General features: G+C 68.6%; 21 protein-coding genes and 2 tRNA genes. 11 read left to right on the top strand and 12 right to left on the bottom strand.

All coding sequences use genetic code 11. From position 1 onward, the window contains the following. Nucleotides 1–8 precede the first annotated feature (8 nt). Nucleotides 9–416 (top strand): hypothetical protein, encoded by a 408-nt coding sequence (locus ACQ5DX_RS13660; RefSeq protein WP_430333132.1) that lies wholly within the window; start codon nucleotides 9–11, stop codon nucleotides 414–416. Between the two features lie 8 nt (nucleotides 417–424). Here ACQ5DX_RS13660 and ACQ5DX_RS13655 read toward each other — a convergent pair whose 3' ends face one another. Together ACQ5DX_RS13655 and ACQ5DX_RS13650 are read right to left on the bottom strand one after the other, a co-directional pair. Then, complete coding sequence (locus tag ACQ5DX_RS13655; protein ID WP_430333131.1) at nucleotides 425–862, bottom strand: Fur family transcriptional regulator; 438 nt, start codon at nucleotides 860–862, stop codon at nucleotides 425–427. After that, nucleotides 859–1227, bottom strand: coding sequence for an ArsR/SmtB family transcription factor (locus ACQ5DX_RS13650; RefSeq protein WP_430333130.1), 369 nt, complete (start codon nucleotides 1225–1227; stop codon nucleotides 859–861). The genes ACQ5DX_RS13655 and ACQ5DX_RS13650 overlap by 4 nt, the downstream gene beginning before the upstream one ends. Nucleotides 1228–1412: 185 nt before the next feature. On the opposite strand from ACQ5DX_RS13650, the gene ACQ5DX_RS13645 reads away from it, so the two are divergent. Further along, nucleotides 1413–2804 (top strand): glycine--tRNA ligase, encoded by a 1392-nt coding sequence (locus ACQ5DX_RS13645; protein WP_430335653.1) that lies wholly within the window; start codon nucleotides 1413–1415, stop codon nucleotides 2802–2804. Nucleotides 2805–2870: 66 nt separating this feature from the next. On the opposite strand, the gene ACQ5DX_RS13640 is transcribed toward ACQ5DX_RS13645, so the two are convergent. Then, nucleotides 2871–4931: a TPM domain-containing protein gene (locus tag ACQ5DX_RS13640; protein ID WP_430333129.1), complete on the bottom strand. Its 2061-nt coding sequence runs from the start codon at nucleotides 4929–4931 to the stop codon at nucleotides 2871–2873. A gap of 143 nt (nucleotides 4932–5074) precedes the next feature. Here ACQ5DX_RS13640 and ACQ5DX_RS13635 point away from each other — a divergent pair, with 143 nt between their 5' ends. From ACQ5DX_RS13635 to dnaG, 3 genes are read left to right on the top strand one after another with little or no spacing between them, the layout of a single operon-like run. Beyond that, the gene (locus tag ACQ5DX_RS13635; RefSeq protein ID WP_430335652.1) at nucleotides 5075–5695 is read left to right on the top strand and encodes a YdcF family protein; all 621 of its coding nucleotides are present in this window, start codon (nucleotides 5075–5077) and stop codon (nucleotides 5693–5695) included. Beyond that, nucleotides 5692–6981 carry a deoxyguanosinetriphosphate triphosphohydrolase gene (locus tag ACQ5DX_RS13630; protein WP_430333128.1) on the top strand — a complete coding sequence of 430 codons (1290 nt, stop codon included), beginning with the start codon at nucleotides 5692–5694 and terminating at the stop codon, nucleotides 6979–6981. Before ACQ5DX_RS13635 ends, ACQ5DX_RS13630 begins: the two co-directional genes overlap by 4 nt. 34 nt (nucleotides 6982–7015) lie before the next feature. Continuing rightward, complete coding sequence (dnaG, locus tag ACQ5DX_RS13625) at nucleotides 7016–8944, top strand: DNA primase (RefSeq protein ID WP_430333127.1); 1929 nt, start codon at nucleotides 7016–7018, stop codon at nucleotides 8942–8944. A 19-nt stretch (nucleotides 8945–8963) separates the two neighbouring features. Here dnaG and ACQ5DX_RS13620 read toward each other — a convergent pair whose 3' ends face one another. Further along, nucleotides 8964–9212, bottom strand: coding sequence for a hypothetical protein (locus tag ACQ5DX_RS13620; protein ID WP_430333126.1), 249 nt, complete (start codon nucleotides 9210–9212; stop codon nucleotides 8964–8966). A 136-nt stretch (nucleotides 9213–9348) separates the two neighbouring features. On the opposite strand from ACQ5DX_RS13620, the gene ACQ5DX_RS13615 reads away from it, so the two are divergent. Next, nucleotides 9349–9421 (top strand) — tRNA-Asn (locus ACQ5DX_RS13615). A gap of 60 nt (nucleotides 9422–9481) precedes the next feature. On the opposite strand, the gene ACQ5DX_RS13610 is transcribed toward ACQ5DX_RS13615, so the two are convergent. Beyond that, complete coding sequence (locus tag ACQ5DX_RS13610) at nucleotides 9482–10168, bottom strand: exonuclease domain-containing protein (RefSeq protein WP_430333125.1); 687 nt, start codon at nucleotides 10166–10168, stop codon at nucleotides 9482–9484. Between the two features lie 170 nt (nucleotides 10169–10338). On the opposite strand from ACQ5DX_RS13610, the gene ACQ5DX_RS13605 reads away from it, so the two are divergent. Continuing rightward, nucleotides 10339–10412, top strand: a tRNA-Ile gene (locus ACQ5DX_RS13605). A 43-nt stretch (nucleotides 10413–10455) separates the two neighbouring features. Here the strand turns inward: ACQ5DX_RS13605 and rox are convergent. Next, complete coding sequence (gene rox, locus ACQ5DX_RS13600; protein WP_430333124.1) at nucleotides 10456–11883, bottom strand: rifampin monooxygenase; 1428 nt, start codon at nucleotides 11881–11883, stop codon at nucleotides 10456–10458. Between the two features lie 411 nt (nucleotides 11884–12294). Between rox and ACQ5DX_RS13595 the strand changes: the two genes are divergently transcribed. Next, nucleotides 12295–12420, top strand: coding sequence for a hypothetical protein (locus ACQ5DX_RS13595; RefSeq protein WP_430333123.1), 126 nt, complete (start codon nucleotides 12295–12297; stop codon nucleotides 12418–12420). 69 nt (nucleotides 12421–12489) lie between these two features. Here the strand turns inward: ACQ5DX_RS13595 and ACQ5DX_RS13590 are convergent, their stop codons facing one another. Continuing rightward, entirely contained in the window at nucleotides 12490–13581 is a 1092-nt protein-coding gene (locus ACQ5DX_RS13590; RefSeq protein WP_430333122.1) for a ParB-like protein, read from the bottom strand. A gap of 354 nt (nucleotides 13582–13935) precedes the next feature. On the opposite strand from ACQ5DX_RS13590, the gene ACQ5DX_RS13585 reads away from it, so the two are divergent. The 3 genes from ACQ5DX_RS13585 to ACQ5DX_RS13575 all read left to right on the top strand — a co-directional run bounded on the left by ACQ5DX_RS13585 (nucleotide 13936) and on the right by ACQ5DX_RS13575 (nucleotide 16574). Further along, nucleotides 13936–15063 carry an NDMA-dependent alcohol dehydrogenase gene (locus tag ACQ5DX_RS13585; protein ID WP_430333121.1) on the top strand — a complete coding sequence of 376 codons (1128 nt, stop codon included), beginning with the start codon at nucleotides 13936–13938 and terminating at the stop codon, nucleotides 15061–15063. 34 nt (nucleotides 15064–15097) lie between these two features. Further along, on the top strand, nucleotides 15098–15919 hold the full coding sequence (locus ACQ5DX_RS13580; protein ID WP_430333120.1) for a serine hydrolase domain-containing protein: 822 nt from the start codon (nucleotides 15098–15100) through the stop codon (nucleotides 15917–15919). A gap of 142 nt (nucleotides 15920–16061) precedes the next feature. Beyond that, a complete protein-coding gene (locus ACQ5DX_RS13575; protein ID WP_430333119.1) occupies nucleotides 16062–16574 on the top strand; it encodes a DUF3145 domain-containing protein in 513 nt (170 codons plus the stop codon). A gap of 245 nt (nucleotides 16575–16819) precedes the next feature. Here the strand turns inward: ACQ5DX_RS13575 and ACQ5DX_RS13570 are convergent, their stop codons facing one another. The 5 genes from ACQ5DX_RS13570 to ACQ5DX_RS13550 form a co-directional block, all read right to left on the bottom strand. Next, nucleotides 16820–18253 carry an acyl-CoA carboxylase subunit beta gene (locus ACQ5DX_RS13570; protein ID WP_430333118.1) on the bottom strand — a complete coding sequence of 478 codons (1434 nt, stop codon included), beginning with the start codon at nucleotides 18251–18253 and terminating at the stop codon, nucleotides 16820–16822. A 95-nt stretch (nucleotides 18254–18348) separates the two neighbouring features. Beyond that, on the bottom strand, nucleotides 18349–19596 hold the full coding sequence (locus tag ACQ5DX_RS13565; RefSeq protein ID WP_430333117.1) for a KasA/KasB family beta-ketoacyl-ACP synthase: 1248 nt from the start codon (nucleotides 19594–19596) through the stop codon (nucleotides 18349–18351). A gap of 7 nt (nucleotides 19597–19603) precedes the next feature. Then, nucleotides 19604–19915 (bottom strand): meromycolate extension acyl carrier protein AcpM, encoded by a 312-nt coding sequence (gene acpM / locus ACQ5DX_RS13560; RefSeq protein ID WP_430333116.1) that lies wholly within the window; start codon nucleotides 19913–19915, stop codon nucleotides 19604–19606. 93 nt (nucleotides 19916–20008) lie between these two features. After that, a complete protein-coding gene (locus ACQ5DX_RS13555) occupies nucleotides 20009–20926 on the bottom strand; it encodes an ACP S-malonyltransferase (RefSeq protein WP_430333115.1) in 918 nt (305 codons plus the stop codon). A 128-nt stretch (nucleotides 20927–21054) separates the two neighbouring features. Then, nucleotides 21055–22410, bottom strand: a complete 1356-nt coding sequence (locus tag ACQ5DX_RS13550; RefSeq protein ID WP_430333114.1) for a PucR family transcriptional regulator — start codon at nucleotides 22408–22410, stop codon at nucleotides 21055–21057. Nucleotides 22411–22428 lie beyond the last annotated feature (18 nt).

The following is a 22428-nucleotide window of genomic DNA, read 5'->3' as shown; positions in this document are numbered from 1 at the left end:
AAGTACCAGTGAGCGCCGAGACGGACGCGGCCGAGGCGCTGCAGGCCCGGGCCCGCGCCGCCCTTGCGGGTTTCGTGGCCGTCGAAGCCGACGACGACGGCTCGCTGCGGTTCGAGTACGGCGGCGCGCTGTGCTCGCTGCGGGCGGTCACGCTCGCCAACGGCCTCGACGTGCTGTCGCTGACCGGCGTGCTGGCGTGGGACCGGACGGTCAAGCCGGCGCTGCACAAGCGGGTGGCCGAGCGCAACGCGCAGGCACAGTTCGGCACGATCAACGTGATCACCCGCGGCAAGCTTGCGGATGTCGTTCTGCGGTACACCTTTCCGGCCACCGGCTTGGCGGACGCCCCGCTCGCCACGATGCTGCTGCTGGTGCTGTCCGGCGCGGAGGAGGCCCGGAAGGGGCTGCTGGCGTAGCGCTTCCGCTACTGCACCTTGGCGCAGTCGCGGCAGGTGCCGAAGATCTCCACGGTGTGGCTGACGTCGGTGAAGCCGTTGTCGTCGGCAATGGTCTGCGACCATTGCTCGACGGCGGGGCCGTCGACCTCGACGGTGAATCCGCAGCCGCGGCAGACCAGGTGGTGGTGATGCCCGGACGAGCAGCGTCGGTAGACCGATTCACCGGTGTCGGTGCGGAGGACGTCGACGGTGCCGGCGTCGGCGAGTGTCTGCAGCGTTCGGTACACGGTGGTCAGGCCGATGCCCTCGCCGCGCTTGCGGAGTTCGTCGTGCAGTTCCTGGGCGGACCGGAACTCGCTGATCTCGTCGAGCAGGGCCGAGATTGCGCTGCGCTGCTTGGTGGAGCGCACCCCGACGGTGACGCGGGCGCGGCGGGCGGTGGGGTCCGTCAGGTTATCGGTCATTGTTCCTCCGCGTGTGCGACGGCGTCGACGACGATGTGGGCGAGGTGGTCGTCGACGAGTCGATACATGACCTCGCGGCCGATGCGTTCGCCGTGGACGACACCGGCGGACTTGAGCACCCGAAGGTGCTGGCTGATCAGGGGCTGTGTGACACCGAGTGCGCCGACGAGTTCGTGGACGCAGCGCTGCGACTCCCGAAGTTGGAGCACGATCGCGATCCGCACCGGTGCGGCGAGTGCGCGCAGGATCTCCCCGGCCGCGACCAGGGTGTCCTTCGACGGCATCGGTGCCGCGGGGGTCTCGGCGGCGCACGACTCGTGCCCATGCGCGTCGGCGCGCAGGTCGCCCGCGTCGGCAACACTCACGGTGGCTCCTCACATACGATCGGACCGGAACGGCCGGTAGCCTTATTGCAAATCAATTCCATTTTGATATGCACGAATATGCATGTCAACCGGCCCCGTGGGACGCCGCCGCGGCTACCGATAGGCTGGACGGGCGAAATCCGCACGTGAACCACGCATCTATTACCCAGATGGAGAGCACCCAAGTGGCACCCAAGTCCATGATCGATACCGTCGCCAACCTCGCCAAGCGTCGGGGCCTCGTCTACCCATGCGGTGAGATCTACGGCGGTACCAAGTCGGCCTGGGACTACGGTCCGCTCGGCGTGGAACTCAAGGAGAACATCAAGAAGCAGTGGTGGCGCAACATGGTCACCAGCCGCGAGGACGTCGTCGGCCTCGACTCGTCGGTGATCCTGCCCCGCCAGGTGTGGGAGGCGTCCGGCCACGTCGAGGTGTTCACCGACCCGCTCGTCGAGTGCCTCAACTGCCACAAGCGCCACCGCCAGGACCACCTGCAGGAGGCGTACGCCGAGAAGAACAAGCTCGACGACCCGGACGCCGTGTCGATGACCGAGATCGTGTGCCCGGACTGTGGCACCAAGGGCCAGTGGACCGAGCCCAAGGCGTTCTCCGGCCTGCTCAAGACGTTCCTCGGCCCGGTCGACAGCGAGACCGGCCTGCACTACCTGCGCCCGGAGACCGCGCAGGGCATCTTCGTCAACTTCGCGAACGTGCTCACCACGTCGCGCAAGAAGCCGCCGTTCGGCATCGGCCAGATCGGCAAGAGCTTCCGCAACGAGATCACCCCGGGCAACTTCATCTTCCGCACCCGTGAGTTCGAGCAGATGGAGATGGAGTTCTTCGTCAAGCCGGGTGAGGACGAGGAATGGCACCAGTACTGGATCGACTACCGCATGGACTGGTACACCGGCCTCGGCATCAACAAGGACAACCTGCGCCTGTACGAGCACGCGAAGGAGAAGCTGTCGCACTACTCCAAGCGCACCGTCGACATCGAGTACCGCTTCCAGTTCCAGGGCAGCGAGTGGGGCGAGCTCGAGGGCATCGCCAACCGCACCGACTACGACCTGGCCACCCACGCCAAGGCGTCGGGCACCGACCTGAGCTACTTCGACCAGACCTCGGGTGAGCGCTACACGCCGTTCGTCATCGAGCCCGCGGCCGGTCTGACCCGCTCGCTGATGGCGTTCCTGGTCGACGCCTACACCGAGGACGAGGCGCCCAACGCCAAGGGCGGCGTCGACAAGCGCACGGTGCTCAAGCTGGACCGTCGCCTCGCGCCGGTCAAGGCGGCGGTGCTGCCGCTCAGCCGCAACGCCGACCTCTCGCCGAAGGCGAAGGATCTCGCGACGACGCTGCGTCAGCACTGGAACATCGAGTTCGACGACGCCGGCGCGATCGGCCGCCGCTACCGTCGCCAGGACGAGATCGGAACCCCGTTCTGCATCACGGTCGACTTCGACACCCTCGAGGACCAGGCGGTCACGATCCGTGAGCGCGACACCATGGCGCAGGAGCGCGTCGCCCTCGACCAGGTGGAGGGCTACCTCGCCCAGCGTCTGATCGGCGCCTAGGTTCCCCAGCCGAATGTCACATGCGTTCAGTTCGACTGAACGCATGTGACATTCGGCGTTTCGGGGCTAGAAGCGGCCGCCGCCGCCCCGGCCGATACGGTCCGAACTGCTGGGTCCGCCGAACGAGCCGGGTCCGGGTCCGCCCCAGCCGCCACTGCCGCGGCCGCCCCAGTTGCCGCCCCCGCCGAGGCCGCCGCGGAGCACGGTGTCGATGAGGATGCCGCCGAGGATCGCGCCGGCCGCGTTGCCGCCCCCACCTCGGGTGCCCCCGCTCGGCGGGCGCTGATCGTCGTGGTAGCGGTTCACGTCCGCCTGCGCCGACCACAGCGCCCGAGACGCCAGCTGGGTCGCCGCCTGCGCGTGCTGCAGGGCCTGAGACGGATCCGAGTCGGCGAGTTGCTGCGCCGCCTGTAGGTAGCGCTGCGCCTCCGACAGCCGCGTGCGGGCCTCGGCGCCGACGGCACCACGTCGGGTCGAGATGAAATCCGCCGCCGCGGTCACCTGCGACTGGGCCGCGGTGAGGTCCTGGGCCAGCCGGGCGCGGGCGCGGTCGGCCTGCTGCTTGGCCTCCTGTGCCTCGGCGAGGACGGCGTCGAGTTTCGCGTCCGCCTCGATGACCTTGCTGAAGCTGCCGAGCGGATCGGTGTCCTTGGTGGCCTGCGCGTTTCGCAGCGCCTCCTCCGCGGCGGCCTTCGCGTCGGCGAGCTTCTGCCCGCCCTGCGCGGCCAGCCCGGCGGCCGTCGCGATGCCGTGCTGCACGTCCGCCATCGCGTCCGGCAGCGTCGCGATCGCGTGCCGGATGTCGGTGTCGGCGCGGTCGATCGCGTCGAGCAGCGTGCGAGCCTGGTCCAGTGCCCCCTCCGCGGCGCGGATCGCGACCACGGCCGGACCCTGCTTGCCGGCCGGAAGCGCTACCGCATCACGCCCGGCCGCGATGTTCTGCTCGGCGAACGTGATCCGTTCCCGCGCCATCTCCGGGTTGTGCTCGATCGTGGCGAGCACCGACGCGGGGAACTCCGAGCGCAGCGTCGCCAGCGTCGCGTCCGCCTGGGGGACCCGCACGGTCAGCGCGACGACGGACTGGGTGAGCGTGTCGAGACGGGCGGGGGCGTCGAGCAGCAGGTCGCGCATCGAATCGAACTCGGCGACGCGGGCGTTGAGCTCCCGGTCGGCGCGGGCACACGTCGTGACGAGTTCGACCAGCATCTGTCGCTGCTGCTCGGGCGTCTCGGGGATGTCGTCGTCGAGACGCTGGCGGATCGTGAACGCGGCGGCGAGCGTCTTACGTGCCTGCTCGAAGGCGGCGGTGAACGGGGCGGTGCTGTCGGCGCCGAACTCGCCGACCGCCAGGTTGAGCTCCTCCTCGCTGGTGCGGATGGCGTTGTCCATCTCGACCAGTGCATCCTTCGCGAGCGCGTCCAGCGCCGGGATCGACAGCGCCGCCAACGCGGTGGCGTCGGTGGGGTCGACCTGCCGCGCGGCTGTCACGGACTGCTCGAGGCGCTCGCCCCGCTTCTTGCGGGAGTAGAGGAAGAACCCGAGAACCACGACGACGAGGACTGCCGCCCCGACGCCGACGACCTTCATCGACGTGTGGGTCGGGGTCATCGCGTCCCCGAGTCCGCCCGCCGCGGCGATCGCGGCGCCCGACCAGTCGCCTTCGCGCAGGGCCGGTTCCACCGAATCCTGGTAGATCGACCGCACTTCCGAGTCGGTGACCTCCGACAGCGCCTGGGGCACGTCGAAGTAGTAGGACCGGTCGGTCGTGGCGACCGCGAGCAGCGCGTCACGGTTGCCGAGCCCGCTCATGGCGGCAGTGCGCGTGGTCCACGCGTCGGGCGACTGTCCGTCGAAGTCGGCCACGTACACCACCCACAGCGAGACCTTGTGCTCGTCGTACAGGGTGTCGAGTGCGTCCTGCACGTCGGAGCGCTGTCCGGCGTCGAGCACCCCGGACACGTCGGTGATGTGGTCGGGCAGCCGCATCGGTGCCTCGGCCGAGGCGGCTGGGGCGAACGCGAGCATCACCAGCATGAGCAATGCGGTGACGACCGTCGCGGTCAGTGATCGGCGTGTGGACCGGTGTCGTGAGTGTGGACACTGTGCCGGACTCGGAGCGATGACCATGTCACGAATCTATCCGGTGTGGCGCGTCGTCACGGCCGCCTGCGGTGGCCGACTGGCAGAATCGGGGAGTGAGTACCGCGCCCAGCTACGACCCGCCGGAGCTGTACCCGCGTCCCGCGCCGCGCCGTTCGTTCGGTGCCGCGATCGGGCGTTGGGTCGGCCGACTGGTGCTGGGCACGATCCTGATCGGGATCGTGCTCGTCGGCGGAACTGCGGTGCGGGTGTGGCAGGTGGCGCGCATCGACAACACCACGCCGGCCGACGCGATCGTCGTGCTCGGGGCCGCGCAGTACGACGGAACGCCGTCGTCGGTGTTCGAGGCCCGGCTGGATCAGGCCCACAAGCTGTACGAGCAGGGTGTGGCCCCGGCGATCGTCACGGTCGGCGGCAAGCAGGAGGGCGACGAGTACACCGAGGCCGCGTCGGGCAAGAACTTCCTGATCGGCGAGGGCGTGCCCGCGGACGCGATCATCGCGGTCGAGGAGGGCTCGGATACCTTGCTCAGCATCGAGGCCGTGAGTCGTGAGATGGGGCAGCAGGGGATGCGCTCGGCGGTTCTCGTGAGCGACCCGTGGCATTCGCTGCGCACCCGGACGATGGCGCGCGACGCCGGCATCGAGGCGTGGACGGCACCGACGCGGCAGGGCCCCGCGGTCATCACCCGCGAATCGCAGTTGCATGGAATCGTCAGGGAGACAGGCGCTTTGCTGTGGTACCAGCTCACCCACTTCTCCGCGGACTTCCCGTACACGGCGGGGCAGTGAACGGTCGCGCGGCACGTGCGGGCTACGCCGCGCACGATCTGGAACGACGGGTGACCGAGGCGCCCAAGACCGCGGGGTTGGTGCCGACGGCGGAGGCATCGCAGCACCGGTCGGTGTTCTCGCGCGACCGGGCGCGGGTGCAGCACTCCGCTGCCCTGCGCCGGCTGGCCGACAAGACACAGGTCGTCGGTCCCCGTGACGGCGACACCCCGCGCACGCGGCTGACGCATTCGATCGAGGTGGCGCAGATCGGTCGCGGCATCGCCGACGGGCTGGGCCTCGACCCGGACCTCGTCGACCTCGCCGGCCTGGCCCACGACATCGGGCATCCGCCGTACGGGCACAACGGCGAGAAGGCGCTCGACGAGGTCGCCGAGAAGTGCGGCGGCTTCGAGGGCAACGCGCAGAACCTGCGCATCCTCACCAGCCTCGAACCCAAGGTCCTCGACCCGGAGGGGCGCAGCGTCGGGCTCAACCTGACCCGTGCCTCGCTCGACGCCGCGATCAAGTACCCGTGGACGCGCCCCGCGCCGGGCGCGAAGTTCGGGGCGTACGACGACGACGCGGACGTCCTCGCCTGGGTGCGCGACGGTGCCCCCGAGGGGCGGAAGTGTCTGGAATCACAGGTGATGGATTGGGCCGACGACGTCGCGTACTCCGTCCACGACGTCGAGGACGGCGTGATCGCCGGCCGCATCGACCTGCGCGTGCTGGCCGACCCCGTCGAGGTCCGGGCCCTCGCCGAGCTGGGGTCGGCCCAGTTCCGGGGACTGATCGTCGACGAGTTGGTGGAGGCGGCCGATCGGCTGTCGCGGCTGCCGGTGGTGGCCGCCGTGGGGGACTACGACGGCGCCCTCACCAGTGCGGTGGCGCTGAAGAACCTGACCAGCGAACTCGTCGGTCGGTTCGCGTCGGCGGCGGTGAGCGGCACCCGAGCTGTTACCGGGCCCGGCCCACTGGCGCGGTACGAGGCGGATCTCGAGGTGCCGCCGATCGTGGCGGCCGAGGTGGCGTTGCTCAAGACCGTGGCCCTGCACTACGTGATGTCCGACGCCGGTCACAAGAACCGTCAGGACCGGCAGCGCGACCGCGTCCATCGGGTGGCCGAGTGGCTGCTGCGGACCGCGCCGGCCGGTCTGGATCCGCTGTTCCTGCCGGCGTGGCACGCCGCCGACGACGACGCCGCCCGGGTGCGGGTGATCGTCGACCAGATCGCGTCGTGCACCGAGAGCCGGCTCGAGCGGATCGACAAGCAGAGCCTCGGCGCCCAGGCCAGCTGGGGGTAGGTGCTCGCCCACGCGAAGGGCCTAGACTGCCTTCGTGGCCGGCCGAATCCCTGACAGAGACATCGCGGCCGTTCGCGAGCGCACCCGGATCGAGGACATCGTCGGCGAGTACGTCTCACTCAAGCGCGCGGGCGGCGATTCCATGAAGGGGCTGTGCCCCTTCCACGACGAGAAGTCCCCGTCGTTCCATGTGCGGCCCAACCACGGCCACTTCCACTGCTTCGGCTGCGGCGAGGGCGGCGACGTCTACTCGTTCCTGCAGAAGATCGAGCACGTCAGCTTCGTCGAGGCTGTCGAGCAGCTCGCCGACCGCATCGGCTACCAGATCTCGTACGAGGGCGGCGGGCCGTCGGTCCAGCGCGACCGGGGCACCCGGGCACGGCTCGTGGCGGCCAACGCGGCCGCGCAGGAGTTCTACGCCGCCCGGCTGAAGGAACCCGACGCGCAGGCCGCGCGCGACTACCTGACCGAGCGGAACTTCGACGCCGCCGCGGCCGCTCAGTTCGGCTGCGGGTACGCCCCCGACGGCTGGGACACCCTCACCAAGCACCTGATGGCGAAGGGCTTCGACGCGAAGGAACTCGAGGCCGCGGGCCTGTCGAAGGAGGGCCGTCGCGGACCGATCGACCGGTTCCATCGGCGGCTGCTGTGGCCCATCCGCAACCTCGCCGGCGACGTCATCGGCTTCGGTGCCCGCAAGCTGTTCGACGACGACACCATGCCCGGCAAGTACGTCAACACCCCCGAGACCATCCTGTACAAGAAGTCGCAGGTGCTGTTCGGGCTGGACCTGGCCAAGCGCGACATCGCCAAGGGACACCAGGCCGTCGTCGTCGAGGGCTACACCGACGTCATGGCCATGCACCTGGCCGGCGTGAAGACCGCGGTCGCGTCGTGCGGCACCGCGTTCGGTGACGAGCATCTCGCGATGCTGCGCCGACTCCTCATGGACGACAGCTACTTCCGCGGTGAGGTGATCTACACCTTCGACGGCGACGCCGCCGGACAGGCTGCCGCGCTGAAGGCGTTCGAGGGCGACCAGAAGATGGCCGGGCAGACGTTCGTGGCGATCGCACCGGACGGCATGGACCCGTGCGAGCTGCGCCAGCAGTCCGGTGACGCCGCCGTCCGCGACCTCGTCGCCCGGCGCACCCCGATGTTCGAGTTCGTCGTCAAATCGCTTCTGGCCGAACATGATCTGGACACCGCCGAGGGGCGCGTCGAGGCCCTGCGACGCACGGTCCCGGTGGTGGCGCGGATCAAGGAGTCGACGCTGCGCGATCAGTACGCCGTGCAGCTGTCCGGGTGGGTCGGCTGGGACGACATCCCGACGGTGCGCCGCCGGGTCCGGGACGAGGCGCGCAAGTTCGCCCGCGGCGGTGGCGCCGCGCCCGCCAAGCGTCGCCCTGTCGCGGCCTCGCCGGCGGCTTCGGAGCCGAGCCCGGCGCCGGGTGTGTCACGCCCGCGGCCGAAAGATCCGGCACTGTGGCCGCAGCGGGACGCGCTCAAGGCGGCGCTGCAGTACCCCGCGATCGCCGGCACCGTCTTCGATTCGCTCCCGACCGAGACCTTCACCCACCCGGCGTACGCCGCCGTACGGGAAGCGGTCGGTGCGGCCGGCGGCACGTCGTCCGGTCTCGGCGGAGGCGAATGGGTCGACGCGGTGGGGCGCAATGCGGGCGATCTCGTCGTGCAGTCGATCGTGATGGAACTCGCAGTCGAGCCGCTACCCACCGACGACGACACCGCACCCCGCTACATCCACGGCGTGCTGGCCCGCCTGCAGGAGGTATGGGTCGGCGAGCAGGTGGCCGAGCTCAAGTCCAAGCTGCAGCGGATCTCGCCCACCACGGACTCCGACGAGTTCCATTCCCTGCTGGGCGATCTCGTGGCCCTCGAGCAGTACCGTCGCAGCCTGCTCGACCAGGCGATCGGCGACACCAGCGGCGAGGGCATCGCCTGACCCGCGCCGCCGCCGCGCGCTAGTTCCGCCGCAACTGATCCTGTGGGACCAGGATTGTCGTCTTCTCGTCGATCGGCTTCATCGGCTCGAGCTTGGGCTGCGTGTTGAGTGAATCCGACAGCTTCTGCCGGCCCACCTCGATCGCCTTCTTGGTGGCCGGGCTGGTCGCCACGGCCTTGGCAGCCTTGCTGATCTGTTCGTACCGGGCCCGCCCGGCTCGGGTGCCCAGGACATAGCCCGCCGCAACGCCAACCAACAACCGCAACATTTCCGGATTCCTCCCGTCGAAGTGCCTGCGTACATCCTGCACGATCCGCCTCTGGTCAGGCGATTTGGTACTTGGGTGGGGGTATGGGCTACAGTTTCTCAGGCGCCGCCGGAAAGGGCAGCGCCGAGCAGGACAATCCCCTGTAGCTCAATTGGCAGAGCATTCGACTGTTAATCGAACGGTTGCTGGTTCGAGTCCAGCCGGGGGAGCTCCGAACGAAGGCCCCCACCCTGACGGGTGGGGGCCTTCGTCGTTCTCGGAGACGTGTCTCAAGCGGCTGTGCGGATCGGCCACCGACCGTCGACGTCCGACGCGTCCCGGCCCTCACGCCGGAGGTAATCGACGAGGTCGCGTTGGCGCTCGGCGTGCCACGTCGTCTGCCGGGCCATCATGTCGTCGAGATCCGCCAGATGCGGGAAGCGTTGGGGGAGTAGACGCGCCAGTTCGGCCGCAGCGAGCGCATCGGCCTGCGCCTGGTGTGCGGCGCCGAGATCGACCCCGTAGTGCTCGCACAGCGCGCCCAGGGTGCGCTTGCCGCGGCGGCCGCGGTCCACCTCGCGATCGATCACGTACGGGTCCAGTACGAGGCCGCCGACGTCGAGCGGCGGCAGACCGAGGCGCCGTCCCTCCGCGTCCATCACGGTGAGGTCGTAGGCGGCGTTGAACGCGACGACGGCGTGGCCGGCCGCCCACGCGTCCGAGAGGGCCTCCCGGATCTCCCGGTACCCGTCGGCGTAGTTCCGGCCGTATTCACGCGCGTGGGCCGTGGAGATGCCGTGCACAGCGCTCGCGCCCGCGGGAATCTCGACGCCCGGATCGAGCATCCAGTTCCGCATCCGAGGCCGGTCACCGTCGACCGTGACGACGCACGCGGTCACGATCCGTGCCGAGAGCGGGTCTCGGCCAGTAGTTTCCAGATCGAACGCGCAGATCGGTCGGGAGGTCCAGTTGCTCATTCACGGTCCTTCGGCTGTCGCGGCAGCAGGGTGCTCACCGGGGCTGCCGGTCAGTCTGCTGCCGGCCACCGACAGACCGGGACCGCAGTGCGACATGCGCCACCCCGCAGGAAGGAACAATCGAAGATGGGCGGTACGATTCCGCTGTCGGCGACAACTCGCCGCGGCAGGGGGCGGTAGCTCAGTCGGTTAGAGCCGTGGACTCATAATCCATTGGTCGCGGGTTCGAGCCCCGCCCGCCCCACACTGGTGCCACGGCATCGCGGATGCCCACTCGTGACGCGACCTCAGCCGGCGGCGGCGCCGAACCATCGGGGCAACTGGGCGAGTAGACCCTCCTGATCGTCACCGGCCCAGGCCACGTGACCGTCCGGTCGCAGCAGCACGGCAGGAACGTCCAGGTCTTCGCTGACGTCGACGACGTGGCCGACACGGTCCGCCCAACCCGCCACCGACAACCGCCCGGTCTGGTCGAGCAGCAGCCCACGGCCGTCGTGCATGAGCCGGTAGAGGCGTCCCTGGCTCAAATCCACGTCCCGCAGTCTCCGGCCCAGCAGTTCATGGCCCTCGCCGAAGTCGTAGCGGACGCCGATCGCCGTGATCTTCTCGATCAGGTATCGGTTGACCACCTCGAAGTCGACCAGTTCCGACATCAGACGGCGCACCGCCCGGGCGCCCGGTTCGAGGGACAGCAACTCCATCTGGGAGCGGGTGTTGTCCAGCACCTCGGCGGCCACCGGGTGCCGTTCGGTGTGGTAGCTGTCCAGCAACCCGGCCGGCGCCCAGCCGCGCACCTCGGCGGCCAGTTTCCAGCCCAGATTGAACGCGTCCTGGACGCCGAGGTTGAGGCCCTGCCCACCGGTGGGAGGGTGGATGTGCGCCGCGTCGCCGGCGAGCAGCACCCGGCCGGTCCGGTAGCGCTCGGCCAGCCGGGTGGCGTCGCCGAAGCGGGTGAGCCAACGCGGCGAGTGCACGCCGAAATCGGTCCCGGCGATCGCCCGCAGTTGCCGCGCGAACTCGTCGAGCGTCGGCGGCACCGAACGGTCCTCGGTCACCCCCTCGGCCGGCACGATCACGCGGTAGATCCCGTCCCCGAGAGGCATGGCGCCGAACCGCTTCTGGGTTGTGCGGACCTCGGCGACCACCGACGCCAGCGACTCCGGTGCCACGTCGAGCTCCACCTCGGCGAGCAACGTCTCGACCTTGCTGGGTTCGCCGGGGAACCCGACGCCCAGCAGGTTGCGCACCGTGCTGCGGCCGCCGTCGCACCCGACGAGGTAGCGCGCACGCAGCCGGGTCCCGTCGCCCAGTTCCGCGGTCACGCCGGCGTCGTCCTGGCTCAGCCCGACCAGTTCGCAGCCGCGGCGAATCTCGGCGCCGAGTTCGACCGCGCGCTCGGTCAGCAGCCGCTCGGTGACGGTCTGCCGGATGCCGAGGACATACGAATGCGCGGTGTCCAACCCCTCCGGCCACGTCGTGCTCAGGCCGGCGAAGAAGCCGCCGGAGGTGATCTGTCTGCCGAGCGGGAGGAACCGTTCCAGCAGGCCGCGCTGGTCCATGATCTCGATGCTGCGCACGTGCAGTCCGAGTGCCCGGACATGCGGGGTCGGTTCCGCCTCCTTCTCCAGCACGAGCGTGTGCACGCCGTGCAGCCGCAGTTCGCAGGCCAGCATCAAGCCGGTCGGCCCGCCGCCGGCAATGATCACATCGAACATGAACCACCCGTTCGCCGAGTTGCATTTTCGGCCAGCCGCCCTCGCGGATTCTGGCTCAGGGCGACGATTGTGCGGCATCGACCGGGGCTTGCCGCAAGACCCCCACCACGCTGTACGTTGAAGGGGGAGGGGAATCCGAATCCCCGAATCCGCCCGAATCTCCGCTGCGCTCACGCGCGGACGGGCGACAGTCTCGAGTCGGCGTCTTCGCCGAAAGGCCTGTCCAGGAACGGGTCCGCCGTGATCTGCGCCGTCCGACCCGCACGTTCCGCACTATGGCGAACGCCACTTTCTCACACTATTGAGGTTAGGCTTACTTAAATCGTAGTGTGCATTCCGGGGGACCGCGAACACTGCGTTCCGCCTCGAATCCGTGTGGCACATCGCCGCACTCGACCAGAAGGACACTCCATGGACATCGATCAGATCGTCTCTCTGCTCACCGCGCTCGGCGACTTCGGCAACCTGCTCTCCGGTGCGGGCGACCTGCTCAGCGGTCTGGTCGAGTTCGGCGGTTCGGTCGCGGCCCTGTCGTAGCGGGTCCATCTCTCCATCGCGTGTGGCGGGCGCCTCGCCGGTGCCCGCCACACCCGTCTCTTCGACCGGTCAGTTCAGGCCGCGCTTGTACTCCAGCGCATATGCGAGCTTGCCGGGCTTCTCGTCGGAGTACGGCTTCGACAGTTTCGCGAATTCGCCCTTCCCCTCGGCCTTTCCGTCGTTCCACTGCGGCAGGGCGCCGAGTTCGCGCGCCGTGAAGCCCGCCTCGACGACGGAGTCGGCCGGCAGTGCGGTCTGCGCCGTCGTCACCCGCTTGACGGTGTCGAGGTAGCTGCTCAGATCGTTCCGGTTCCAGGTGTCGAGGTCGACGCCGGACGCGCCACGCACCCAAGAGCCCCAGTAGAACTCCTGGAACGGGATGGTTCCGGCGGTGAAGCCGATGTCCCGCGCGAAGTACATCAGGCTGCGGTATCGGTCGTCGGCGAAGTTGGTGAGCCCGATACCGTCGGGAAGCTTCTCGACCGCAACGGGATTGCCGTCCACGTCGCGATCCCACACCCACTTGTTCTGCTTCATCTCGGCCCAGAAGTCCTTGGGTGACAGGCCACTCAGATTCCCCAGGACCCGCAGGCGGACATGCAGATCCGGCCCGCCGTCGGCGAGTTCGTAGAACGACGTCAACGTGTGGTGCCCGTCGGTGAGGTAGGGGCGGCCGCCGGGGCCGATCACCACCGTCTTCATCGGGGCGATGCTCTCGGCGGTCTCCTGGCCGAGTGGCACCTCACACGTGAACGACGCAGGATCGGACAGGGTGGCGTTCGGCGCGGCCGTCGCGGCCTTCGACTGACCGTTGGCCTCGCACCAGTCGTCGAACTTCTTGTTGATCGCGTCCTTGCCGAGCGTGTAGCGCCCCAGCTTGTAGTAGACCTCGTCGTAGCCGAGTGAGGGCTGGGTGGCGTGAACGTCGCCGATGCGCACGTCGAGGAGATCGCCGGGCTGTGCACACAGGTAGGCGGGGTCGGCGAGGGAGCCGAGTGCCAGGGAGCCGGTCGAGAGTGATCCGGTGAACGCGGCGGAATTGCAGAGCGAGGCGCCGGCCGTGCTCGGCTGCGCGGCGGCGTCTCCGGCGCCGACCGAGACAGCACCGGCGAGGGCCGCCGCAGCCAGCACGGCGGAGGCGGCTTGACGAGCGAGATTCATCGGCAGGGATCTCCTGATCGCTTCGGGGTCGTGGATGGTCGGTTTGTTCCCGGCTGCACACCCTCATCGCCTCTGATGTCGTTGCGGGGACGGCGACATGTACTCCCGACGACCTCGCCGTGAACGGTCTCCCGCCGTCACGTGCGGCCCCGGTCGGGTGTCCGGACGGACGGCTGGATGAGTGTCCACTGGTCGGTCGACCAACTTGTCATTGCGCGTTACACCGCTGCGACCTGTGTAAATCGCCCACTAAACGGGACGTTTGGTTACTTGCTCCCTAGAACCTGTTTCAATTTGGAAGATTTGTGGCTATCGTCACAGCCACCGGAAGTCAGGCATGGAAGGGCGGTTGCAATGAAGACCAAGGGCGCGTTGCTGTGGGGCGTCAACGAGAAGTGGTCGATCGAGGAGATCGAACTCGGCGACCCGGTCGCCGGCGAGGTGCAGATCCGCATGGAAGCCGCCGGCATGTGCCACTCCGACCACCACATCGTCACCGGTGCGACGCCGATGCCGTCCTACCCGGCGATGGGTGGCCACGAGGGCGCCGGTGTGATCACCAAGGTCGGTGAGGGTGTCAAGGATCTCGAGGTGGGCGACCACGTCGTACTCTCGTTCATCCCGGCGTGTGGGCGCTGTCCGTCGTGTTCGTCGGGCAATTCGAACCTGTGCGACCTCGGCATGGGGCTGCTGAGCGGTCAGGCCATCGCCGACGGCACCTACCGCATCCAGGCGCGCGGTCAGAATGTGATCCCGATGTGCCTGCTCGGCACGTTCGCGCCCTACATGACGGTGCACGAGTCCTCGGTCGTCAAGATCGAGAAGGACATCCCGTTCGAGCTCGCCGCCCTCGTCGGCTGCGGTGTCCCGACCGGATGGGGTTCGGCGACGCACATCGCCGAGGTCAAGCCGGGTGAGTCGGTGGCCATCATCGGCGTCGGCGGTGTCGGCATGAGCGCGCTCCAGGGCGCCGTCGCGTCCGGCGCACGCCACGTGTTCGCGATCGATCCGTCGCCGTTCAAGCGCGAGCAGGCCCTCAAGTTCGGTGCCACGCACGCCTTCCCGTCGATGGAAGAGGCGATCGGCCCGATCATGGAGATCACGTGGGGCCGCATGTGTCAGAAGACCATCATCACGGTCGGTGAGATGAAGGGCGAGTACGTCGACCCGGCCCTTACGCTCACCGCGAAGAACGGCCGCTGCGTCGTCACCGCGATGGGGCACATGGCCGACATGGACGTCAAGCTCAACTCGTTCCTGTTCTCGATGCTGCAGAAGGATCTGCGGGGCAACATCTTCGGTGGCTGCAACGCCCGCGTGGACATCCCGAACCTGCTGAACCTGTACCGGGCCGGCCTGCTCAACCTCGAGGACATGGTGACCAACACCTACTCGCTCGAGCAGCTGAACGAGGGCTACCAGGACATGCTCGACAACAAGAACATCCGCGGTGTCATCCGCTACACCGAAGCGGACTGGTAAATCGCCGATCGGGTGCGCCTCGTAGTCTGATCGAGTGCAGACTCTCGATCGGATCGGGCAATGGCCGGTGGACAACGCCTCGGCTGCCGTCGTCGACGACGGTGGCCGAGGCGTCGCGCATTTCGGGGATCCACAGCGGGTCTACCCGCTGGCGTCGGTGACGAAGTTGCTGTGCGCGTACGCCGCCCTCGTGGCCGTCGAGGAGGGCGCGATCGAGCTCGATCAGCCCGCCGGCCCACCCGGATCGACGGTGCGGCACCTGCTTGCGCACGCATCCGGGTTGGCGTTCGGTGACCGGGTGGTGCAGGCCGAACCGGGTGTAAAGCGGATCTACTCGAGCGCGGGCTTCGAGGTGCTCGCCGAGTTCGTGGAGGCCGAGACCGGGATCGCTTTCCCGGATTACGTCGCAGAGGCCGTGTTCACCCCGCTCGGGATGGCCGACGCCGCGCTCGTGGGTCCGGCGGGACACGGGGCACAGGCGAGCGCGGCCGACCTCGCCGCGTTCGCCGCCGAGCTGCTGCGGCCGAAGTTGATCTCGCCGCAGACCCACGCCGACGCGACCCGGGTGCAGTTCCCGGGGCTTGCGGGTCTGCTGCCCGGCTACGGCTCGCAGCGCCCCAACGACTGGGGCCTCGGCTTCGAAATCCGCGACGGCAAGAATCCGCACTGGACCGGCGCCGGCAACTCGCCCGAAACCTACGGACACTTCGGCCAGTCCGGCACATTCCTCTGGGTCGATCCGCAGGTCGACGCGGCCTGCGTCGTGCTCACCGACCGGGCCTTCGGTGACTGGGCCAAGCCGCTGTGGCCCGAGATCAGCGACGCCGTGCTGGGCGAGTTGCGGGCCCGCGGGTAGATCAATTTACTGCTATCACTGGCGTAACAGTGGTATCACAGGGCACACTGATGCACTGTGTGTCGCGTTGCGGCGCACGGGGCTCCGGTCGTGAGCGAGGTCGTTGGGGAAGACGTCCCTCGTCGAGGCTGGAGGTGTTGCAGTGCGCTCGTTGAACCAGTTCGCGGACGCGACGACCGGAGTGATCTACGTCCACTCGTCGCCCGCCGCCGTGTGCCCGCACGTCGAGTGGGCACTCGCCTCGGTCCTCGATGCCCGACCCAATCTGCGCTGGACGTCGCAGCCCGCATCGGGCGGCACACTGCGAGCAACCTGCGACTGGGCCGGTCCGGTGGGGACCGGGGCCCGGGTCGCCGGCGCGCTGCGCGCGTGGCCGCTGCTGTACTTCGAGGTGACGGAGAACGCGAGCGACGGCGTCGACGGCGAACGCTTCGGGCACGTGCCGGGGCTGGGCCTGTGGCGCGGCGCGATGAGCGCGAACGGGGACGTCGTGATCGGGGAGATGCAACTGCGTTCACTGCTGACGAGTGGGCGCGCCGACTTCGCCTCCGCCGTCGAGCACGCGTTGGGCACTCCCTGGGACGACGTGCTCGAGCAGTACCGCAGCGGCGGTGAGGGAGCCGAAGTGACCTGGCTGCATCGCGACGTCGGCTAGGCATCGGTCAGTCGCGGGCTCGGGAGAGGTTGCGACGTCCGCGGAACGGACACCTCCGGTGGTTTGAATAGCGCTGTCCGGCAACGGAATGTCCCAGAAGTGATGGTTGTCCGGGTTGTGCCGCGAAAGTCCTTCGACCTCCGTGTGATTCGGGCAAGTCGGTTCGGCGGCCGACCGTGGCCGACCATGTACGACGAAGGGGCCTCGCATCAGCGAGGCCCCTTCGTCGTGTCAAAAGCCGTGTGTCACAGCGGAATGTTCTTGTGCCGTCCGCGGCCCGCCGGCGCTGCGGCGAGCGCGGCGGTGATGACACTGCGGGTCTTGGCGGGGTCGATCGTCTCGTCGACGACGCCGATCGAGATCGCGCGACCGACACCGCCGGCGATTTCCTCGTGCTCGGCGGCCAGGCGATCGTGCAGCGCCTCGCGCTCCTCCTCCGGTGCGGCGGCGAGTGCACGCTTGTGAAGGATGCCGACGGCGGCCTTCGCGCCCATGACCGCGACCTCGGAGTCCGGCCACGCGTACACGGCGGTCGCGCCGAGCGCCCGCGAGTTCATCGCGATGTAGGCGCCACCGTAGATCTTCCGGGTGACCAGCGTGACGCGGGGGACCGAAGCCTCGGCGAACGCGTGCAGCAGCTTCGCGCCGCGGCGGACGACGCCCTCCCATTCCTGGCTGACACCGGGCAGGTAACCCGGGACGTCGACGATGACGACGAGCGGGATGCCGAACGCGTTGCACAGGCGGACGAAGCGGGCGGACTTCTCGGCGCTCTCGGAGTTGAGGCAACCACCCAGGCGCAGCGGGTTGTTCGCGATCACGCCGACCGTGCGGCCACCGAGGCGACCCAGGCCGGTGACGATGCTGCGAGCCCAGTTGCCCTGCAGCTCTTCGAAGCTCGACTCGCCCTCGACGTTGTCGAGGAACTCGTGAACGATCGGGCGCACGTCGTAGGCGCGCTTGGCCGACTCGGGCATGAGCGCGCGCAGGTCGGTGTCACCGTGCTCGGCGGCGGCGAGATCGAACTCGCCCTGCTCGCTGAACATCGACACCAGGCGGCGCGCGCGGTGGTAGGCGTCGTCCTCGTCGTGCGCGGCGATGTGCGCGACGCCGGACTTCTTTGTGTGCGTCTCCGGTCCGCCGAGCGTGGCCATGTCGACCTGCTCGCCCGTGACGCTCTTGACGACGTCCGGTCCGGTGACGAAGACACGGCCCTCGGGGGCCATGATCACGACGTCGGTGAGAGCGGGGCCGTACGCGGCGCCGCCGGCGGCGAAACCGAGCACCACGGAGATCTGCGGGACGAGACCGGACGCGCGGACCATGGCCTCGAAGACCAGGCCGACCGCGTGCAGGGCCTCGACGCCCTCGGCGAGACGGGCGCCGCCCGAGTGCCACAGGCCGACGACGGGGGCCTTCTCGGCGATCGCGGTGTCGATCGCGGTGACGATGTGCTTGCAGCCTTCGACGCCCATCGCGCCACCCATGACGGTGGCGTCGGAGCAGTAGGCGATGGTGCGAACACCGTCGATCTCGCCGGCTGCGGCGAGCACACCGGACTTGTCACGGTCGTGTAGGGGTGCGACGGTACCGGCATCGAACAGCTTGGCGAGACGCGCGAGCGGATCGCGCGGATCGATCGATGCTTCGGACTGCGTCGCGGGAGCCAAGACTGTCATCGTGTCCTCCTGAGCAAGCCCACATGGGGCGGAAGTTCGGGGTGGGGACCCCGGGTGCGGGGCCCCCACCTGGCAATCCAGCGAGTTCGGCTGGGTTATGCCCGGCCGAAGGCGAGCGCGACGTTGTGCCCACCGAAACCGAACGAGTTGTTGATCGCGAAATCGATGTCGCCGTAGCGGGGTTCACCCTTCACGACGTCGAGATCGATCTCCGGATCCTGGTTGTCGAGATTGAGCGTGGGGGGAATGACGCCCTCACGCACACTCAGGACCGTGAGCACTGCCTCGAGGGCGCCGACAGCGCCGATCGAGTGGCCCAGTGCCGACTTGGGCGCATACACCGCAGCGTGCTTACCGACCGCGGCCTTGATGGCGAGACTCTCGGCGATATCGCCGATCGGAGTCGCGGTGGCGTGTGCGTTGATGTGCTTGATGTCGGACTTGGTGAGACCTGCGGTCTCGATGGCCCGGGTCATGGCGCGAGCCGCCCCGGTGCCTTCCGGGTCGGGTGCCACGATGTGGTACCCGTCGGAGGTGATCCCGGCGCCCAGCAGGCGCGCGTGGATCGTTGCCCCACGCGCCTTCGCATGCTCCTCCGTCTCGAGGATCATCATGGCTCCGGCCTCACCGAAGACGAACCCGTCCCGGTCCTTGTCGAAGGGGCGCGATGCCGCCTTCGGGTCGTCGTTGCGGGTGCTGAGCGCGCGCATCATTGCGAAACTCGCGATCGGCACGGAGCCGATGTTGCCTTCGACTCCACCCGTGACGACGATGTCCGCGTCGCCCATCGCGATCATGCGGAACGCATGAGCGATGGCCTCCGACCCGGACGAACACGCCGATACCGGCGTGATGACACCGGCGCGCGCGCCGAGTTCGAGTCCGACGGTGGCCGACGGTCCGTTCGGCATCACCATCTGAACCGCGAACGGGGACACCTTGCGGTACCCACCCTCGCGCAGCCTGTCGACGGCGTCGACGAGAGCTTCGCCGCCGCCGAGCCCGGTGCCGATGACAACCCCGAGGCGATCCTTGTCGACCTCGGGGCTGCCTGCGTTCTGCCAGACCTGCCGACCCAGAACCAGAGCGAGACGCTCCACGAAGCTCATCCGTCGGATCTCGACCCGGCTCAGTGCTTCGTCGAACGGGACCTTCAGTTGGCCACCGAAACGCACTGGCAGATCGAATTCCTCGACGAACGAGCCGTGGAGCACGTCAATCCCGCTCTCACCGGCCAGCAGGCCCTTCCACGTGCCATCCACATCTCCGGCAACCGACGTCGTAGCCGCAAGGCTGGTGACGACGATGTTCGGTAATCGCCCTCGGGCAGAAGCGGAAGTCACGGTTGGCTCACTCGTCGTCGTTCTTAGCGGCCTCGAGCTTGGCCTTCACGGTCTCGGCTGCCTCGCCACCCTCGGCCTCCACCTTCTGGATGTAGGTGACGACGTCGCCGACGGTGCGCAGGCTGGCAAGATCCTCGTCCGGGATCTTCACGCCGTACTTGTCCTCGGTCTGGACGGCGATCTCGACCATCGACAGCGAGTCGATGTCCAGGTCGTCGACGAAGGACTTCTCGATCGTGACCTCGGACGGCTCGATGCCGGTGACCTCTTCGATGATCTCGGCGAGGTTGGCGATGATCTCTTCCTGGTTGGCGGCCACTAGGTGGCTCCCTTCTTTCATTCGATGTACGTGTCTTCAAGGTTCGGGTCGGACGGGGCCGACCCTGCCGGCGCATCGTGAGCGCGCAGCGAGCTAACCGTCTTCGGTGAATTCGGTCAGAGCGGAAAGATCTCCGGGCTCCTTGAGCGGCACGGTCGGTGTGCCGCGCATCTCGCGCTTGGCGATCCCGATCAGGGTGCCTGCCGGAGGAAGTTCCGCGATCGCCGAGACCTGAGCAGCCCGCAGGCTCGCGGTACACAGGTCCCAACGCACAGGTCGGGTCACCTGCGCGGCCAGCTTAGCCACGGCGTCGGCGCCGGAGGCGACCGGCGCGCCGTCCGAGTTGGACAGCAGTGTGCGGACGGGATCGCTGGGTGCGATCTGCGACGCGGCCTCGGCGACGGCGTCCTGGGCGGGCGCCATGAACCGAGTGTGGAACGCCCCCGCGACCGGCAACGCGCGGACGCGGGCCTTCTCCGGGGGATTTGCCGCGAGCTGCTCGAGCGCGTCGAGACGACCCGCCGCGACGATCTGACCGGCCGCGTTGCGGTTGGCCGGCGTGAGATCGAGCTCCTCGAGCCGCGACAGGACTGCGTCCTCGTCGCCACCGAGAACCGCGGACATTCCGGTGGGTTCGAGCGCGCACGCCTTCGCCATCTCGGCACCACGGATGGCGGCGAGCATGACCGCGTCGTCGGCGGAGAGGACTCCGGCGACCGCCGCGGCGGCGAGTTCGCCGACGGAATGGCCCGCGACGATGGTGTCCGCCGGGACGAGCCCCCGGCGTTCGAGCTCCTCGTACGCGAGGAGCGCGGAGGCCACCACGAGCGGCTGAGTCACGGCGGTGTCCGTGATCTCCTCGGCCGATGCGGTGGTACCGAGGCGCGCGAGGTCGAGGCCGGAGGCCTTCGACCACAGCGCCACGCGATCGTGTGCGCCCGGCAGCTCGAGCCATGGGCTGAGCATGCCGGGTGACTGGGAGCCCTGACCCGGGGCTAGCAACGAAATCACGCATTCAAGGGAACACTGTCAGCGTGCCTGTGCGAGATGTTGTCGGGGATGAACTCTGGACAGGTGTTTTGTAGGTTCCCTACAAAAATCCACGTCGGCGCGCGCTATCGAATCTGGACGCTCCAGCGTTACGCCCCGACGTTCCGGAATGTGAAATTTGTGACGGATGCGTCGGAAGTCGCGGATTGAACGCGCGTTTGGGCAAGTCGGCCGACTGTCGCGGCGACGCGGAGCACATACGCGTCGCGCGGGTTCGTGGGATCTCGGCGCGTGATTTCCGAAATGCGCTTCAATCGGTACCGAACCGTATTTGGATGAACAAACAGCTGACGGGCGCACGCCTCCACCGCGCCACCGGAGTCCAGATACGCGTCGAGGGTCTCCGCGAGGGCGGTGCCGGCGGTCGACAGCGGCTGGATCAAACGCTCGTTGAGGGCGGCTACCGCGGCGGTATCTCCGAGCAGGGCACGCTCGGGTAACAGCTCGGCCGCAAACACGGGTCGCGGCGCGCCCCGCCACCCCACGACCGCCTCGATTCCGGCCAGCGCCTCGACCGCGCTGAAGTGTGCTGCGCCCAGTGTCGGGGTGGTCGGGCCGATCACCACGGGCCCCTCCGAGAAGCTCTCCATCAATTCGTGCATGAACGCGTGGGCGCCGGGGCTGCCGTGCAACTCGCCGCTCACCACCATCACGAGTCGCTCGCCCTGCACGACGGCGAGTGCCGCCCGGCCGTGTTTCCGGGCAGTGGTCTGCACCGTGCCGATCACCGCGACGCCCTCCTCGGGCGGGGGAGTGCCGACGATCACCGTGGCCGGTGCGGTCGCATCCCAGTTCAGGGTCGAGGCGCGCGACTGCAGTTCCGATCCCGTGTCGCCACGGACGACGGCATCGACGACCAGAGCCTCGAGTCGCGTGTCCCATGCGCCCCGGGACTCGGCCGCGCTCGCGTACACCGCCGCGGCCGCGAAACCGAGTTCGCGCCCGTACCGGAGGATCGCCTCGGTGAGTGCGACCAGTTGCCGGTCGTTCCGGGCCAGGGCGGGCAGCCGTTGTTCGAAGAACTCCATGGCCACGCGCACCATCTCGACGGTCTGCCGGAGCGTGAGCCGGCGGGCCAGGTCCTGCGGGATCACCTGGAACGCGTCGATGGTGTACCGGATGTCGCTGTCGGTGTCGGTAAGCCATTCGAGGAAGTTGACCACCGACTTCTGGACGATCATCTGGACGCTCGCGCGCTGTTCGGCGTCGAGGTCGGCGAAGAAGGACAGCTGATCCTGCATCGAGGAGATCGCCTCGGTCGACAGTCTGCCGGAGAACTGCTTGACGCGGCGCAGCAGCGCGTCGGGCAGGGAGTCGCGGCTCGGCCTTCCCGTCGGGTCCGGGACCGGCGGTTGGTAGCGCTCGCGTCGGGCCTGCGGCGGAGCCGGGCGCTCCGCACGTGCAGGCGGAGAAGGGTTCGACGTCTCGGTGTGATCCGCGGCCATGAAAAGGAACTTACGCCC

It is taken from the genome of Rhodococcus sp. ACT016 (assembly GCF_050477185.1).
Classification (GTDB): domain Bacteria; phylum Actinomycetota; class Actinomycetes; order Mycobacteriales; family Mycobacteriaceae; genus Prescottella.
Note: the sequence above shows the minus strand (reverse complement) of the source record. Positions and strands in the feature narration are given on the sequence as shown.

What these genes read in the sequence shown, in the direction of transcription:
- ACQ5DX_RS13550 (WP_430333114.1), bottom strand. Translation starts at nt 22,410, where the DNA reads ATGGCCGCGGATCACACCGAGACGTCGAACCCTTCTCCGCCTGCACGT.
- ACQ5DX_RS13620 (WP_430333126.1), bottom strand. Translation starts at nt 9,212, where the DNA reads ATGTTGCGGTTGTTGGTTGGCGTTGCGGCGGGCTATGTCCTGGGCACC.
- ACQ5DX_RS13655 (WP_430333131.1), bottom strand. Translation starts at nt 862, where the DNA reads ATGACCGATAACCTGACGGACCCCACCGCCCGCCGCGCCCGCGTCACC.
- ACQ5DX_RS13640 (WP_430333129.1), bottom strand. Translation starts at nt 4,931, where the DNA reads ATGGTCATCGCTCCGAGTCCGGCACAGTGTCCACACTCACGACACCGG.
- rox (WP_430333124.1), bottom strand. Translation starts at nt 11,883, where the DNA reads ATGTTCGATGTGATCATTGCCGGCGGCGGGCCGACCGGCTTGATGCTG.
- ACQ5DX_RS13570 (WP_430333118.1), bottom strand. Translation starts at nt 18,253, where the DNA reads ATGACAGTCTTGGCTCCCGCGACGCAGTCCGAAGCATCGATCGATCCG.
- ACQ5DX_RS13610 (WP_430333125.1), bottom strand. Translation starts at nt 10,168, where the DNA reads ATGAGCAACTGGACCTCCCGACCGATCTGCGCGTTCGATCTGGAAACT.
- ACQ5DX_RS13595 (WP_430333123.1), top strand. Translation starts at nt 12,295, where the DNA reads ATGGACATCGATCAGATCGTCTCTCTGCTCACCGCGCTCGGCGACTTC.
- ACQ5DX_RS13590 (WP_430333122.1), bottom strand. Translation starts at nt 13,581, where the DNA reads ATGAATCTCGCTCGTCAAGCCGCCTCCGCCGTGCTGGCTGCGGCGGCC.
- ACQ5DX_RS13585 (WP_430333121.1), top strand. Translation starts at nt 13,936, where the DNA reads ATGAAGACCAAGGGCGCGTTGCTGTGGGGCGTCAACGAGAAGTGGTCG.